Here is a 13,469-nt window from a genome sequence, read left to right on the forward strand (position 1 = left end):
TATATCCGATGGATAAGGGGATGGCAAAATGGACTTTTTGAAAACCGTTATGTTAGACAAGAAAATTGGTGCAACAATTCGTAGGGTGGAGGATCTGAATCAAGCAATCCACCATCCCAATATTGGTACTATCTTTCTTTTAGGTGCAAACATTAATATACTACCTTCCATTGTGAAAAAGGTTCACTCTGATAATAAAGTCTTACTAGTACATCTCGATATGATGGAAGGCGCTGGTAAGGATAGGGCGGGGATACACCTACTAGCGAGAATGGGCCTGCGTGGTATTGTAACGACCAAACCAAATTTAGTTAAATATGCTAAGGAAGAAGGGATGGTGGTTATTCAACGCTTGTTTGTATTAGATTCTGAGTCGGTTAAAACAGGCATAAAGATGGCATCTAGTGTAAAACCGGATGCGGTTGAAATCTTACCAGCGACCGTTCCTCACTTTGTAATTCAGGATATGAAGGGTGCTCTGGGCATACCGGTTCTCGGAGGAGGCCTATTGAGAACTGAAGAGGACGTAAGGCTTGCCTTAGCAAACGGTATAGACGCTGTATCTACAAGCTTGCGTCATTTGTGGGATATGGACTTTATTAATTGTGATCTTACATAAAAATTATTTGTACGATTGGTCCAGCCAGAATGCCCTTGCTGGAGTTATTTAGGAAAGAATGGTAAGCATTTTGTAATATAGACCGAAACGCGCCTTATTTGGCAGGAAACTGTAGCTTTAATGGAGAATTAGTAAATAAAGCGTTCTCAACTGAGAAACCACAAATGATCAATCTTTAAAAGTTCGGGGGAGTAAAAAGTTCCTTTTCTCGATATACTAAGGTATATTATAAGGTATATTATAGAAATAATGGAATGAATCGAGTGCAATCTGAACCCTAGCTCAAAGAGAAAGGGGATTTTGGTATGAACAAAAAGAGTGTAAAAGATGTCAAGGTTCGAGGAAGACGCGTACTGGTAAGAGCAGATTTTAACGTACCTTTGGATGAGCAAGGAAAAATAACGGATGATACTCGGATCCGTGCCTCCCTTCCCACGATTGAATATCTCATCCAAGAAGGGGCTCGTGTCATTCTAACGTCCCACCTTGGGCGTCCCAAAGGAAAGGTCAATCTTAAATATTCCCTAGCTCCTGTTGCTAAGCGTTTGAGCGAGAAGTTGGCTCAAGATGTCCAACTAGCTGCGGACTGCGTAGGGGATGTAGCCATGGAAGCTGTAAGCAAGTTGCAAGATGGACAGGTTTTATTATTAGAAAATGTCCGTTTCCATGCAGAAGAAGAGAAAAACGATCCGACGTTTGCTCGCGATCTGGCAACGCTTGCCGAACTTTTTGTCAACGATGCGTTTGGAACTGCGCATCGTGCTCATGCCTCCACAGAAGGGGTAACCCACTATATTCCTGCTTTTGCGGGGTTACTTATGCAAAAGGAAGTCGAATTCATGGGCAATGCCTTGGAAAGGCCGGATCGCCCCTTTGTGGCCATTATCGGAGGTGCCAAGGTCAGCGATAAGATAGGCGTGATTGAAAACCTTCTCGAAAAGGTCGATGCCTTGATTATTGGGGGAGGAATGGCAAATACCTTCCTGAAAGCCCAAGGGTTTAAAGTAGGAAAATCCCTGCTCGAAGAGGAAAAATTAGACCTGGCAAAGCAACTCATCGAGAAAGCCAAAGCGAAAGGCGTGGAATTGGAACTACCCATTGACGTGGTAGTAGCCAAAGCTTTCGAAGCCAATGCTCCTCACCGTACGGTGAGGGTGTCTGAGATTCAGGAAGATGAAATGGCTTTAGATATTGGCTCGGCAAGCGCTGAGCGGTTCGCTGCTCGTATTTCAACCGCTAAGACAGTAATATGGAACGGCCCAATGGGTGTTTTTGAAATGGACGCTTTTGCCAAAGGAACTGAGCGAGTTGCCCAAGCTGTTGCCTCCTGTGGGGGGATCACGATTGTTGGAGGCGGAGATTCTGTGGCAGCGGTGGAAAAGATGGGCGTTGCAGATCAGATGACCCATATTTCAACAGGGGGGGGCGCTTCACTTGAGTTCCTCGAAGGGAAAGTACTGCCAGGTGTTGCCGCGTTAAACGAGGCGTGAAGTCCGAAGAGCACTTTTCTGCATGCGTTCGCAGGTTACGCCACTGAAGAGCTGGACGTTCGTGAGTACGTCCGAACTTCAGGGATGGATGCAGGTCAACCTGCGGCACGCTACGGGGGAACGAACTTTTGGGCCCTCGTCTGGACAAGCGGCTTCAGCTAATGCGCTTGCTTTGCAAAAAAGGCTCCTTTGGTATTATGGGTTATGGAGAAGTGGAGGAATAATTAATGGCAAATCGACGGTCGGTTATCGCCGGCAATTGGAAAATGTTCAAAACTGTCAACGAAGCAGAAGATTATGCTGTGAAATTCTTAGAAGAGGTTAAGGATGTTACTGACCTCGACATTGTTCTTTGTGCTCCATTTACTGCGCTTAATCCGTTAAAGAATGAACTGGAAGAAAGTGTTGTGCACTTGGGTGCCCAAAACATGTCTTGGGCAGACCAAGGAGCCTATACTGGTGAAATTTCCGCTCAGATGCTTCTCGATGTCGCCTGCACGTATGTGATACTCGGTCACTCCGAACGGCGAGAAATGTTCGGGGAAAAGGATGAGGAGATTAATAAGAAAGTGCAGAAAGCACTGGCTACAGGTTTGACGCCCATCCTTTGTGTCGGGGAAAATTTAAACGTCCGAGAAGAGGGAAAAGCAGCAGAGAGGGTCAGTTCTCAGGTAGTGCAAGCTCTTTCTAGTATATCGAAAGAGGATCTGAGTCGAATTGTCATTGCCTACGAGCCTATCTGGGCGATCGGCACTGGGAAAACAGCGTCTAGTAAAGATGCCCAAGACATGTGTGCCACAATCCGTGCCACTCTGAACGGTCTCATGGGACTTGGGGCGGAGCAAGTGCCCATTCTCTATGGCGGAAGTGTCAAGGCGGAGAACATTGCAGAACTATTGACGGAGCCTGACATTGACGGTGCCCTAGTCGGGGGAGCTAGCTTGGACCCCATAAGTTTTGCGAAACTTGTCCATAACGCTGCGTCTGTAGTTACACAAGTGGAAGGAAGATAGTAATGGGGATTAAACCTGTTCTCCTCATGATTTTAGATGGCTGGGGACATCGCGATGATATCGAAGGAAACGCCATAGCCCAAGCGAATTTGCCAAATTTTAGGCGGTTGGAAACAACATACCCCCACACATTCCTTCAGGCATCAGGAGAAGCAGTCGGCTTACCAGCCGGTCAAATGGGAAATTCCGAAGTCGGGCATCTGAACATGGGTGCTGGTCGAGTAGTCTATCAGGAATTAACCCGTATCAATAAAGCAATTAGGACGGGAACTTTCTCTGAAAATGCTGTCTTGATTGAAGCGATGGATAACGCGAAACTTCATAACAAAGCCTTCCACCTTTTAGGCTTACTCTCTGACGGAGGAGTTCATTCCCATATAGAGCACTTGTTTGCCCTTCTAGAGCTGGCCAAGGAACAAGGCTTAACAAAAGTGTATATCCACGTCATTCTCGATGGTCGCGACGTCTTGCCCCAGAGTGCCAAACTTTATATTACTCAACTGGAACAAAAAATCAGAGATCTCGGGATTGGCAAGATTGCCACTGTAAGTGGCCGTTACTATGTGATGGACCGAGATAATCGCTGGGACCGCTTAGAAATGGGATACCATGCCTTGGCTTTAGGCGAAGGAAAATACGCAGCCAGTGCCTTAGCAGCCTTGGAGAGTTCCTATGATGTACGTGTGACGGACGAATTCGTGCTTCCAACCGTTATTGTTGATCAAGAAGGAAAACCCGTGGGCGCTGTTCAAGAGGGCGACAGCGTGCTCTTCTTTAACTTCCGTTCAGATCGGGCGCGGGAAATCGCCCATACCTTCGCAGACGAAGAGGTCGCAGGCTTTGCCTGTCCTATTCACCCACGAGTTCACTTTGTGTGCATGACTCAGTATGAGGACACAATCTGCGCACCGATCGCGTTCCCCCAACAAAATTTAAAAAACACGTTGGGAGAAATCATTTCCCAACACGGATTAAAACAGTTGCGGATAGCAGAAACTGAGAAATATGCGCATGTGACCTTCTTTTTTAACGGCGGACTCGAAGAAGCTAATCCAGGAGAGGATCGAATTCTTATTCCTTCTCCTAAAGTAGCAACCTATAACCTTCAGCCTGAGATGAGTGCACCGCAATTAACCAAAGCCCTCCTATTGCAATTAAGGAAAAATACCCACGATGTGATCATTCTTAATTTTGCTAACCCAGATATGGTGGGTCATACGGGGGTGTTCGAGGCAACTATCAAGGCGGTAGAGGCGGTAGACCGATGCATAGGTGAGATATACGATGAGTTAGAAAAACTGAATGGGACCCTCCTTATTACGGCTGACCATGGGAATGCAGAAGCCAAGGTAGATCTAGAGACGGATCTTCCTCTAACTGCCCACTCCACAAATTTGGTACCTTTTATTCTGGTCAATGATAAGTATAAAGGGCAGAAGCTACGCGAAGGCGGTGCTCTCTGCGACGTTGCGCCCACGCTTCTCGAAATACTCGATCTTCCAAAACCCGAAGAAATGACTGGTCAATCGTTACTTAAGTTTTAAACCCAGACCAGATCGAATAGATCAGTTTAAGTCTTGAATTTAATTTCAAGGCTTTTCAATAAGCATGGACTCAAAATGGGAGTTAAATAAAGGGGGAAATTATAATGAGTTACATTACAGATGTTTATGCTCGTGAGATTTTGGATTCTCGGGGGAATCCGACCGTAGAAGTAGATGTCGTACTTACAGACGGAATCATAGGGCGTGCGGCTGTCCCCTCGGGAGCTTCGACAGGAGCTTTTGAAGCGGTGGAACTTCGGGACGGAGATGCTACCCGCTTTATGGGTAAAGGGGTACTAAAAGCAGTCGAAAATGTCAACTTACTAATCAGCCCAGAGGTCGAGGGAATGAATCCGTTTGACCAACCAGGCTTGGATCGTCTATTGATTGATCTTGACGGAACCCCAAATAAGGGGAAACTGGGAGCGAACGCGATCCTAGGTGTATCCCTGGCCACAGCTAAAGCAGCTGCGGAATCGCTCGGATTACCCCTCTATCAATATTTGGGCGGCGTTAACGCTAAAGAACTACCAGTGCCAATGATGAATATTTTAAACGGTGGACAACATGCCGATAACAACGTGGATATTCAGGAATTTATGGTAATGCCGGTTGGAGCGTCGAGTTTTGCAGAGGGATTGCGCATGGGGACCGAAGTGTATCACAGTCTGAAAGCTGTGCTAAAGGAAAAAGCTCTTGCCACAGCAGTTGGAGATGAAGGCGGTTTTGCACCTAGCCTCGAATCCAACGAAGATGCGCTGCTTTGCATTGTTGACGCGATTCAAAGGGCAGGGTATATTCCTGGTGACGATGTGGCCTTAGCTCTTGATGTGGCAGCCACTGAAATGTATGAAGATGGAGTCTACAACTTAGTGGGGGAAGGGGTTAAGAAGACTTCGGATGAGATGATTGATTACTATGAAGGACTAATCGAGCGCTATCCGATTGTTTCCATTGAAGACGGGTTGCACGAAGATGACTGGGAAGGCTGGCGTAAACTGACCGAGCGCTTGGGAGATCGCATTCAGCTTGTCGGGGACGACTTATTTGTGACTAATCCTGAGCGGTTGGCCCGTGGAATTAAGGAGAAATGCGCTAATTCCATTCTAATAAAGCTCAATCAAATAGGCACCTTAACAGAAACCCTAGATGCCATCGAAATGGCCAAAAGAGCAGGCTATACCGCAGTCGTCTCTCATCGTTCTGGCGAGACAGAAGACGTTACCCTCGCCCATGTCGCTGTTGCTGTCAATGCAGGTATGATCAAAACTGGGGCTCCAGCACGTACCGAGCGGGTAGCCAAGTACAACGAATTACTCCGGATTGAAGAGGAACTTGGAGAGAGTGCAGTGTATCGTGGCCGAAAAGCATTAGCTAGATAGAGATGATGATGTGAAGTTGCACGTCGCACTACAGCGTGGGAACGACTGAGACTGAGTTGATCCGCGAAGATCAGCTTAACGCTGAAGCTTATTGAGTTTTTATGAGGCTTGTGTTAAACTAAATCTACTGATAAGTAGGTTTATTAATATGTGACATGGTTTGCATAGAGGGAGTGAGTTAATTGGTAATTGCTTTAGTTGTTCTGTTGATCCTTAGCTCTGTAGGACTCATCGCAACTGTATTATTTCAGTCTGGCAGAAGTGCTGGTTTATCAGGAGCTATTACAGGAGCTGGAGAGTCTGTCTTTGGAAAAAAGAAAGGCATGGATGAATTATTAGCGAAATTCACGGCTGCTTTGGCTGCCGTCTTTCTACTGAGTAGTTTGGGTCTTGCAATGCTTATGAAATAAACCTGATCATGGCTTCATTCTCAAGCGAATATGGCCAAACTAAGGAGGGGCACTTCATGAGAAGTGTCCCTTCGTGCAACTGTTAGGGTTGAATATGGATAGTTGGGAGGGCATGCAGGTGGAACTTCAAAAGCGCTTAGTAGAGCCCTTTCATTTTTCGGGAAACCATGTTGGGTGCTTACTCATTCATGGGTTTTCGGGTTCCCCTTCAGAAATGCGCTTGTTGGGCGAATGTCTGGCTAAGTTGGGGTGGACGGTCCATGGAATACGACTATCAGGACACGGGACAACTCCAGAAGAGATGGCAAAGACACGCTGGGAAGACTGGACTAAAGACGCTGTAGCTGGGGTAGCAGAACTACGGAAAACATGCGACACTGTAATTGGGGTCGGCCTTTCTATGGGGGGATTGCTTGCACTTCATTTAGCGACGCTTGGCTTGCTCGACGGGATTGTTACCTTGAATGCACCGATGGTACTTGCTGATCGGAGAACCCGTTACGCCAAGCTTATTAGGCCGTTTATAACGTTTATAGGAAAACCAAAGTCACATCGTGTAGCATCAGCTCCAGAGTCAATACCTGAGCGCTTTGTCTATGAACGGATTCCAGTGGATGGCCTAGTTTCCCTAAACAGAGGGATCCGTCAAGTGCGCAGCAAGCTTTCTTCTATTACATGCCCGGCCTTACTGATGCAAAGCAGGAAGGATTTTACGGTGAACCCAGTGAGCGTTCAAATCATTCATGAGCAAATCAAGCACGTGAATCCTATCGTCCACTATTGGGAAAAATCCGGGCACATCCTAACCCTTGGGCGGGAGCGAGAAGAAGTTGCGTTGAAAGTCCATGAATTTCTTCAAAAGTTCACTACAGAGACTAGCGTCTAATCGAGAAGAGTATATAATCATGTGAGAGGAAGCTGTGGATATGATGACACGGGAAGAAGCCTATTCAGAGTTAATCAAGTATGTAGATAATAAAAACTTATTGAAACATATGATTTCAACAGAAGTAGTACTTATCCGTTTAGCTAAGCATTTTGATCAGGATCCAGATTTATGGGGGATGACAGGCCTTCTGCATGACATCGATTATGAAGATACGAAGGAACAACCGGAAGTCCACTCTCTAAAGGGAGCAGAAATGCTAGAAAGCATGGGTTTCCCAGAAGAGCTTGTCTATGCCGTAAAAGTTCACAATCAGCGGCATGGATTGCCCTGTATCTCCTTATTAGATAAAGCACTTTATGCGACAGATCCAATGACAGGTCTTATCGTAGCAGGTGCCCTAGTCCGACCAGAAAAGAAAATTGCAGCGGTTGATGTCCAATATCTTAGGAAAAAGTTCGATCAAAAGGCGTTTGCCCGCGGAGCGGACCGCGACCAAATTCTCACTTGCAGTGAACTAGGACTTTCTTTAGAGGAGTTCCTGGGATACGGACTAGAAGCGATGCAAGGAATTTCTAATGAACTGGAGCTTTAAAAGCGGCAAATAAACGCGATGCGACTTGGTAAAAATAGGTAATTCGTGATATAATAAGATATTAGGTGAGAGGAGGATTCATTATGCCCTCTGAAGGAATAAAAATTGTCTCTGAAAATCGTAAAGCGTTCCACGATTATTTCATTGATGATAGGGTTGAGGCAGGGATCATTCTTACCGGAACAGAAATAAAATCCATTCGTAACGGGAAGGTGAACTTGAAAGACAGTTATGCTCGCATAACCAATGGAGAAATATGGGTTCATCAGATGCACATCAGTCCTTATGAACAGGGTAACCGTTACAATCATGAGCCACTTCGACCACGCAAGTTACTGCTACATCGTAACGAGATCAACAAGTTAGTCGGGAAAATCCAGTTACAAGGACTGACCCTTCTCCCAATTAAGATTTATCTTAAAAACGGTATGGCCAAAGTCGAATTAGCTGTTGGCCAAGGAAAGAAAAATTACGATAAGCGTCAGGTATTAGCTGAACGAGAAGGCAAACGTGATATTGAACGAGCTCTAAGAGATCGCAATAAAGCCTATTAAATAAGATTTACCATAAAAATGTAACAATACCATCGATATTCAGCTTTGTTTTTAGCACAAATATGTTATACTATGAATATAGAACACTCACATGGGGGCGTTTTAGACTCGCTCGGAGAAGTAGTGGCAAGAGTTGCGCGTCGAGATTCCACCTGGTCTCGTTAATCGGTGGACCTTTTTAATTGCAAACAACGAATACGCTCTAGCTGCTTAAGTGTCGCTAGCATCCTGCCTTCTGAACCTACGGTGAAGGGCCAGGGTGTCAATTAGTAGGTTGCTCTAACGTCAATGCTCGGAGACGTTAGCTAAGATTATCGAGCTAGCCTGAACCGAATCCTTTCCTTTAGGAGTTATGACTGGCGAAACTTAAATTAAAGGATACACGCGTAGACGCTTTTGTGGCAGCTCTTCGATACAGGGGTGCAAATCCCCTCGCCTCCGCCAAAACAGTATTACACAAACACTTATTACTTTATGACCCGACCCCATAAGTTAGCCGCTTTGGCAAACTTATATGTCCTCCATAAATTCTTCTGCTAGGCCAATTAAATATACTATTATGCGTTCATGCAAATTGAGGTTTGACGTTTAGCACGTTATTTTGTACAAAATAATATGACAACAAGAAAAGACTAGCCATTACATAATTAGGCTAGTCTTGCTTTTATATGGAAAAGGGAAAATTTGGCAACATGCCGAAACTGTATATATTATTGTTTATAGATAAGCAATAATATATGTTCCTGTGGACAGGACACGTGGAGTGCTTGATAGTGCTATATTTGCTTTGAGTGAAAGCATTGGTATAGCGGGTTTGAGAGGCGTATAGTCTTTTTGGAGTAAGAGGCGTACGGGGAACTATATTGGATTTCTATTGCCAGATCAGTTCAAAATTTGAACGGACTGGCTTTTTTGCATTTTATTGAGGAATTTCTCGATCTTAGGAGGAAAATCAGGAAAGATGTGGAAATATTAGAGGGAATTGTTTGGAGAGCTTTAAAGACACCCTATATGGGTTCTTAAACGCTATGAACGGTATACGTTTGTTTACGGATAGTGAATAGGAGTGTGATTTAAATGTTGTTTGTTGGAGGAGTGCATGGTGTAGGTAAATCTTATTTCTGTGGTCAGGTTGAAATTGAAACCGGTTTGAAAGTATATTCGGCTAGCAAGCTTATTTCGGAGCTTAGGAACGAAGAGTTTACAGTAAACAAGAAGGTAAATGAAATTAACGACAATCAGGGTTATCTATTGGAAGCAATGAGAAGATTATCGACATTAGAGGGCGAATTTTTGCTTGACGGGCATTTCTGTTTGCTCAATGGAAATGGAGTAGTTCAAAGAATTCCTATCGCAACATTTAAGCAACTTTCACCAAAAGCAATTATTGTTCTCTATGACACTGTTGAAACAATAATATCTAGGCTGAATAAGCGTGATAATGTTAACTACGAATTTCCAACGATAGAAGCGCTCCAAAAAGAAGAGCTTAATTATTCACAGGAAGTATCGATTGCTTTAGGTGTTCCGTATTTGGCTATTAACAATGCTTCGCTTACCGAAAGTGCTTGCACTTTTATAATTGAACACAAAATATAAAGAATCTCCTTTCTTTTAGGTAACCTTGCTGCATTTAGAAATTTATTTTTAATAAAACGATTACAGTGTTAATAAATCCCTATGATTGATGGAGGAGGAAAATATATGGCGGACAAATTTCATTGGTGTAAATTCTCAAACTGTAAGCTTAGTGATACTTTTTTTGATTCTCTAAGGAGCGATTACCCTGAATTCGATGCTTGGTTTATCAAGAAAAGCGAAGAAGGAAAAGAGGCTTTCGTATTTGAGGATGAACATGGAATAGGCGTATTTCTCTACTTAAAGCCGGAATGCGAGACAATCGAGCTTGTTGAACGAAGTTTACCTGCAGAGCAACGATTAAAAATTGGAACACTTAAAATTGCTGATAGATACCAGGGACAGCGCATCGGAGAAGGCGCTGTCGGTGTTGCTCTATGGCGTTGGCAGGCTGAAAAATGCGACGAAGTTTATGTCACTGTATTTGAAAAGCACAAAACGATGATCAGTCTCCTCGAATACTTTGGGTTTAAATGTATAGGTACAAAAAAAGATACTGGCGAATATTTGTTTAGAAAAAGCCGTCGGAATTTGGATTTTTCAGATGCATATAAAGCTTTTCCATTCATCAGTGGGGGCTTCGAAAAGGCAGGAATAATTCCTATTGAGGATATATATCACGATCAGCTCTTTCTATTTTCCGAATTGAAAGGGAACAAGCTTGAAGTAGAAGAGGAGATAGCAGGAAATGGTATAACAAAAGTGTTTATCGGATCTCCTAATTCTAATAAGTATTTTGTGGGAGAACCTGTTGTAATCTATAGAATCTACAAACAACCTCTTAATGGACGAACGTATAGATCGGCGGTCACTTCTTACGCATTTCTCACTAAAGTTGAAATTATTAAGAAAAGTGGACAAGGACTACAATCTTTGGATGATTTTATTCGTATGGCTGGAAATAAAACGGTTTTTTCTGCGACTGAGTTGAATGAATTATATCGTACTAAAAAAAATCTGGTAATGCTAGAAATGACTTATAATGGTGCCTTTGGTAAAGGGCATAATATTTCACATGCCGAAATAAAGGGTAGCGGACTCTGGTTTGGTGGTCATCCATATGGTTATGTATATAATAAAACGCAGTTCATTCAAATCCTAGAAATGGGTGATACTGACGTACAGAATGTTATTATCGATTAATACACAAATATATCACACAATAATATAAAATAAACAAATATTGCGTTGCTAAATAATCGAACATTTTTTTGTTACAAAGAAGGATTTTAAAACATCGAGGGTGTATTGTATTGTAAAAGTAGGATAATTGTAATAGAATGAATCGAACAAATGTTCCACGGAAGGAGTTCGGAATGAGGTTAGCAGTCATTTCTATTAAGCCGCAATATGTTGAAGCTATTGTTGAAGGTCTAAAGGTCTACGAATTACGCCGACGAAAGCCGAATCTTGTTCGAGGAGATTTACTATATATTTATGAAACCAGTCCTGGGAAAAAAATAACAGCTTTAGCTGAATTGGAGAGGATCATTGATGAAAACATCGATATTCTCTGGGAGAAGGTTAGTGAAAGTTGCGCAGTAAATTTTGAAACCTTTACGGATTATTTTAAAGGCTGTAAAAATGGGTATGCTCTTCAACTTAAAAATGTTAAACTATATAGAAATCCATTAAGTCTTGATGATTTAAGGGAACAGATGCCAAAATATATGCCACCACAATTTTTTCACTATTTGGATGAAGAACATCCTCTTTACACTTGTATTACAGAATCATATTAAAATACTGGAATAGGAACAGTTGCAAGATTGTTCCTATTATTTTTTTGGAAAGAAGGAAATTACCGAAATAGACAGAAAACCTAATATAACAAATCCCTTTGAATGGAGAGACCAGATGAGGATATTGCTTGACACAAATGTATTAATACCATTGGAAGATTCGAAAGTACTTAATGCAAATATAGCCAATCTTACTCAATTAGCCAATAAGTATCAGTGTATTCTATTGTGTCATCCGAGTTCAGATAAAGACATTCAAAGGGACAGAAATCAAGCGAGAAGAGAACTATTACTGTCAAAAGTTAAGAAGTATGTGGTTCTAGAGCCACCAGGTCAACCCGATGAAGAATTTCTAAAAGTGATTAAACAAGAGAAGTTAAGACCTAATGATTTCATCGACAACGAATTAATCTATGCTGTTTATAGACATAGTGTTAATTTCTTGGTCACTGAAGACCGAGGAATTCATAAAAAGGCGAGGCGTTTAGGAATTGATGCTAAAGTTTATACCATTGAACAATGCATCGATGCTCTGATCGGTCTGTTTGAAAAGAAATCGTTAAGTCTACCCAACATTCAAGATATCCCTGTCTATCAACTACAGATCAGTGATCCGTTCTTCATATCTTTAAAACAAGATTATCCCGATTTTGAGAATTGGTTTAAAAGAATTTGTGAAGAAGATAGAAAAGCCTGGACAATTTTTAAAAGCAATGGGGCCATTGGAGCGTTATTAATAATTAAGGAAGAAAATAATGAGAGATTAATACCTGGTCCCATTAAGAAAATATTAAAAGTTTGTACATTTAAAATTGATGAAGAATTGCGTGGGCGCAAAATAGGAGAGTTATTTTTAAAAGCTTGTTTTGGTTATTGTGTTGATAACCGTTACGAAGCTACCTATATGACAACTATGGCAGAAAAGAACAGAGAATTAGTAAATCTTTGTATGGACTTTGGGTTTATTCAAATCCCGTATAATGAGAGAGAGATTGCTCTATATAAAGCATTTATTCCTCCGAGTCAGGTTAATGACTCGCCGCTAGATCCTCTTGAATATCATGTAAGGCATTACCCGTTTTTTAAATATGGAGCGGGAATTAACAAATTTATTATTCCAATAATCCCAGAATACCACCGTATTTTGTTTCCAGACTGCCAAAAACAGTTTGAACTGTTTTATACTAATGAAGCGGTTAATAATGGGATTCTTAAGGCTTATATATGTAATAGCAATAACACCAAAATTACACGAGGGGATTTAGTATTATTCTACAGATCACGAGACTGGCAATCAATTACTACTTTAGGTATTGTAGAAACCGTATTGAAAACCGATGATCCAAATGAGGTGGCTGCTGTAGTAAGCAAAAGAACAGTGTATACTTTTGAGGAAATTAAAGAAATTAGCAGGAGGAACGCGTTGGTAATACTTTTTAGGCAAATTAAACATGTAAGTAGTCCAATGACCTATCAAGAGCTTCATGAAAGGGAAATTATTAAGAATCGGCTAGAATCAATAACATCGATAAGTGAACAGAGTTTTTTAGATATTATAAGATAGGTTGGTTAGCGTTAAATTGGCTCTTAAGTTTA

General features: G+C 42.2%; 13 protein-coding genes and 1 other RNA gene. All 14 read left to right on the forward strand.

Going from position 1 to position 13,469, the window contains the following annotated elements; genetic code table 11:
- The first annotated feature begins 28 nt into the window (after nucleotides 1-28).
- The 14 genes from E4K67_RS19810 to E4K67_RS19875 all read left to right on the forward strand — a co-directional run bounded on the left by E4K67_RS19810 (nucleotide 29) and on the right by E4K67_RS19875 (nucleotide 13,437).
- Complete coding sequence (locus E4K67_RS19810; protein WP_135549872.1) at nucleotides 29-619, forward strand: glycerol-3-phosphate responsive antiterminator; 591 nt, start codon at nucleotides 29-31, stop codon at nucleotides 617-619.
- A gap of 305 nt (nucleotides 620-924) precedes the next feature.
- Nucleotides 925-2,109, forward strand: coding sequence for a phosphoglycerate kinase (locus E4K67_RS19815; RefSeq protein ID WP_135549874.1), 1,185 nt, complete (start codon nucleotides 925-927; stop codon nucleotides 2,107-2,109).
- A gap of 227 nt (nucleotides 2,110-2,336) precedes the next feature.
- Entirely contained in the window at nucleotides 2,337-3,122 is a 786-nt protein-coding gene (gene tpiA, locus E4K67_RS19820; RefSeq protein WP_135549876.1) for a triose-phosphate isomerase, read from the forward strand.
- 2 nt (nucleotides 3,123-3,124) lie between these two features.
- Nucleotides 3,125-4,666 carry a 2,3-bisphosphoglycerate-independent phosphoglycerate mutase gene (gene gpmI / locus E4K67_RS19825; RefSeq protein ID WP_199242598.1) on the forward strand — a complete coding sequence of 514 codons (1,542 nt, stop codon included), beginning with the start codon at nucleotides 3,125-3,127 and terminating at the stop codon, nucleotides 4,664-4,666.
- A gap of 104 nt (nucleotides 4,667-4,770) precedes the next feature.
- A complete protein-coding gene (eno, locus tag E4K67_RS19830) occupies nucleotides 4,771-6,048 on the forward strand; it encodes a phosphopyruvate hydratase (protein WP_135549878.1) in 1,278 nt (425 codons plus the stop codon).
- Between the two features lie 182 nt (nucleotides 6,049-6,230).
- The gene (secG, locus tag E4K67_RS19835; protein ID WP_135549880.1) at nucleotides 6,231-6,458 is read left to right on the forward strand and encodes a preprotein translocase subunit SecG; all 228 of its coding nucleotides are present in this window, start codon (nucleotides 6,231-6,233) and stop codon (nucleotides 6,456-6,458) included.
- Between the two features lie 118 nt (nucleotides 6,459-6,576).
- Nucleotides 6,577-7,344, forward strand: coding sequence for an alpha/beta hydrolase (locus E4K67_RS19840; protein ID WP_135549882.1), 768 nt, complete (start codon nucleotides 6,577-6,579; stop codon nucleotides 7,342-7,344).
- A 43-nt stretch (nucleotides 7,345-7,387) separates the two neighbouring features.
- Entirely contained in the window at nucleotides 7,388-7,939 is a 552-nt protein-coding gene (locus E4K67_RS19845) for an HDIG domain-containing metalloprotein (RefSeq protein ID WP_199242604.1), read from the forward strand.
- Between the two features lie 83 nt (nucleotides 7,940-8,022).
- Nucleotides 8,023-8,493 carry an SsrA-binding protein SmpB gene (gene smpB / locus E4K67_RS19850; RefSeq protein WP_135549886.1) on the forward strand — a complete coding sequence of 157 codons (471 nt, stop codon included), beginning with the start codon at nucleotides 8,023-8,025 and terminating at the stop codon, nucleotides 8,491-8,493.
- 93 nt (nucleotides 8,494-8,586) lie between these two features.
- Nucleotides 8,587-8,937, forward strand: a transfer-messenger RNA (tmRNA) gene (ssrA, locus tag E4K67_RS19855).
- Nucleotides 8,938-9,570: 633 nt separating this feature from the next.
- A complete protein-coding gene (locus E4K67_RS19860; RefSeq protein ID WP_135549888.1) occupies nucleotides 9,571-10,092 on the forward strand; it encodes an ATP-binding protein in 522 nt (173 codons plus the stop codon).
- 105 nt (nucleotides 10,093-10,197) lie between these two features.
- A complete protein-coding gene (locus tag E4K67_RS19865) occupies nucleotides 10,198-11,274 on the forward strand; it encodes a hypothetical protein (RefSeq protein WP_206752216.1) in 1,077 nt (358 codons plus the stop codon).
- 173 nt (nucleotides 11,275-11,447) lie between these two features.
- A complete protein-coding gene (locus tag E4K67_RS19870; RefSeq protein WP_158408526.1) occupies nucleotides 11,448-11,873 on the forward strand; it encodes an ASCH domain-containing protein in 426 nt (141 codons plus the stop codon).
- A gap of 115 nt (nucleotides 11,874-11,988) precedes the next feature.
- On the forward strand, nucleotides 11,989-13,437 hold the full coding sequence (locus E4K67_RS19875; RefSeq protein ID WP_206752217.1) for a PIN domain-containing protein: 1,449 nt from the start codon (nucleotides 11,989-11,991) through the stop codon (nucleotides 13,435-13,437).
- Nucleotides 13,438-13,469 lie beyond the last annotated feature (32 nt).

This window comes from Desulfosporosinus fructosivorans (genome assembly GCF_004766045.1).
Taxonomy (GTDB): domain Bacteria; phylum Bacillota; class Desulfitobacteriia; order Desulfitobacteriales; family Desulfitobacteriaceae; genus Desulfosporosinus; species Desulfosporosinus fructosivorans.

Coding starts and splice junctions, on each gene's coding strand:
- E4K67_RS19810 (WP_135549872.1), top strand. CDS start 29: ATGGACTTTTTGAAAACCGTTATGTTAGACAAGAAAATTGGTGCAACA.
- E4K67_RS19815 (WP_135549874.1), top strand. CDS start 925: ATGAACAAAAAGAGTGTAAAAGATGTCAAGGTTCGAGGAAGACGCGTA.
- tpiA (WP_135549876.1), top strand. CDS start 2,337: ATGGCAAATCGACGGTCGGTTATCGCCGGCAATTGGAAAATGTTCAAA.
- gpmI (WP_199242598.1), top strand. CDS start 3,125: ATGGGGATTAAACCTGTTCTCCTCATGATTTTAGATGGCTGGGGACAT.
- eno (WP_135549878.1), top strand. CDS start 4,771: ATGAGTTACATTACAGATGTTTATGCTCGTGAGATTTTGGATTCTCGG.
- E4K67_RS19845 (WP_199242604.1), top strand. CDS start 7,388: ATGACACGGGAAGAAGCCTATTCAGAGTTAATCAAGTATGTAGATAAT.
- smpB (WP_135549886.1), top strand. CDS start 8,023: ATGCCCTCTGAAGGAATAAAAATTGTCTCTGAAAATCGTAAAGCGTTC.
- E4K67_RS19860 (WP_135549888.1), top strand. CDS start 9,571: ATGTTGTTTGTTGGAGGAGTGCATGGTGTAGGTAAATCTTATTTCTGT.
- E4K67_RS19865 (WP_206752216.1), top strand. CDS start 10,198: ATGGCGGACAAATTTCATTGGTGTAAATTCTCAAACTGTAAGCTTAGT.
- E4K67_RS19870 (WP_158408526.1), top strand. CDS start 11,448: ATGAGGTTAGCAGTCATTTCTATTAAGCCGCAATATGTTGAAGCTATT.
- E4K67_RS19875 (WP_206752217.1), top strand. CDS start 11,989: ATGAGGATATTGCTTGACACAAATGTATTAATACCATTGGAAGATTCG.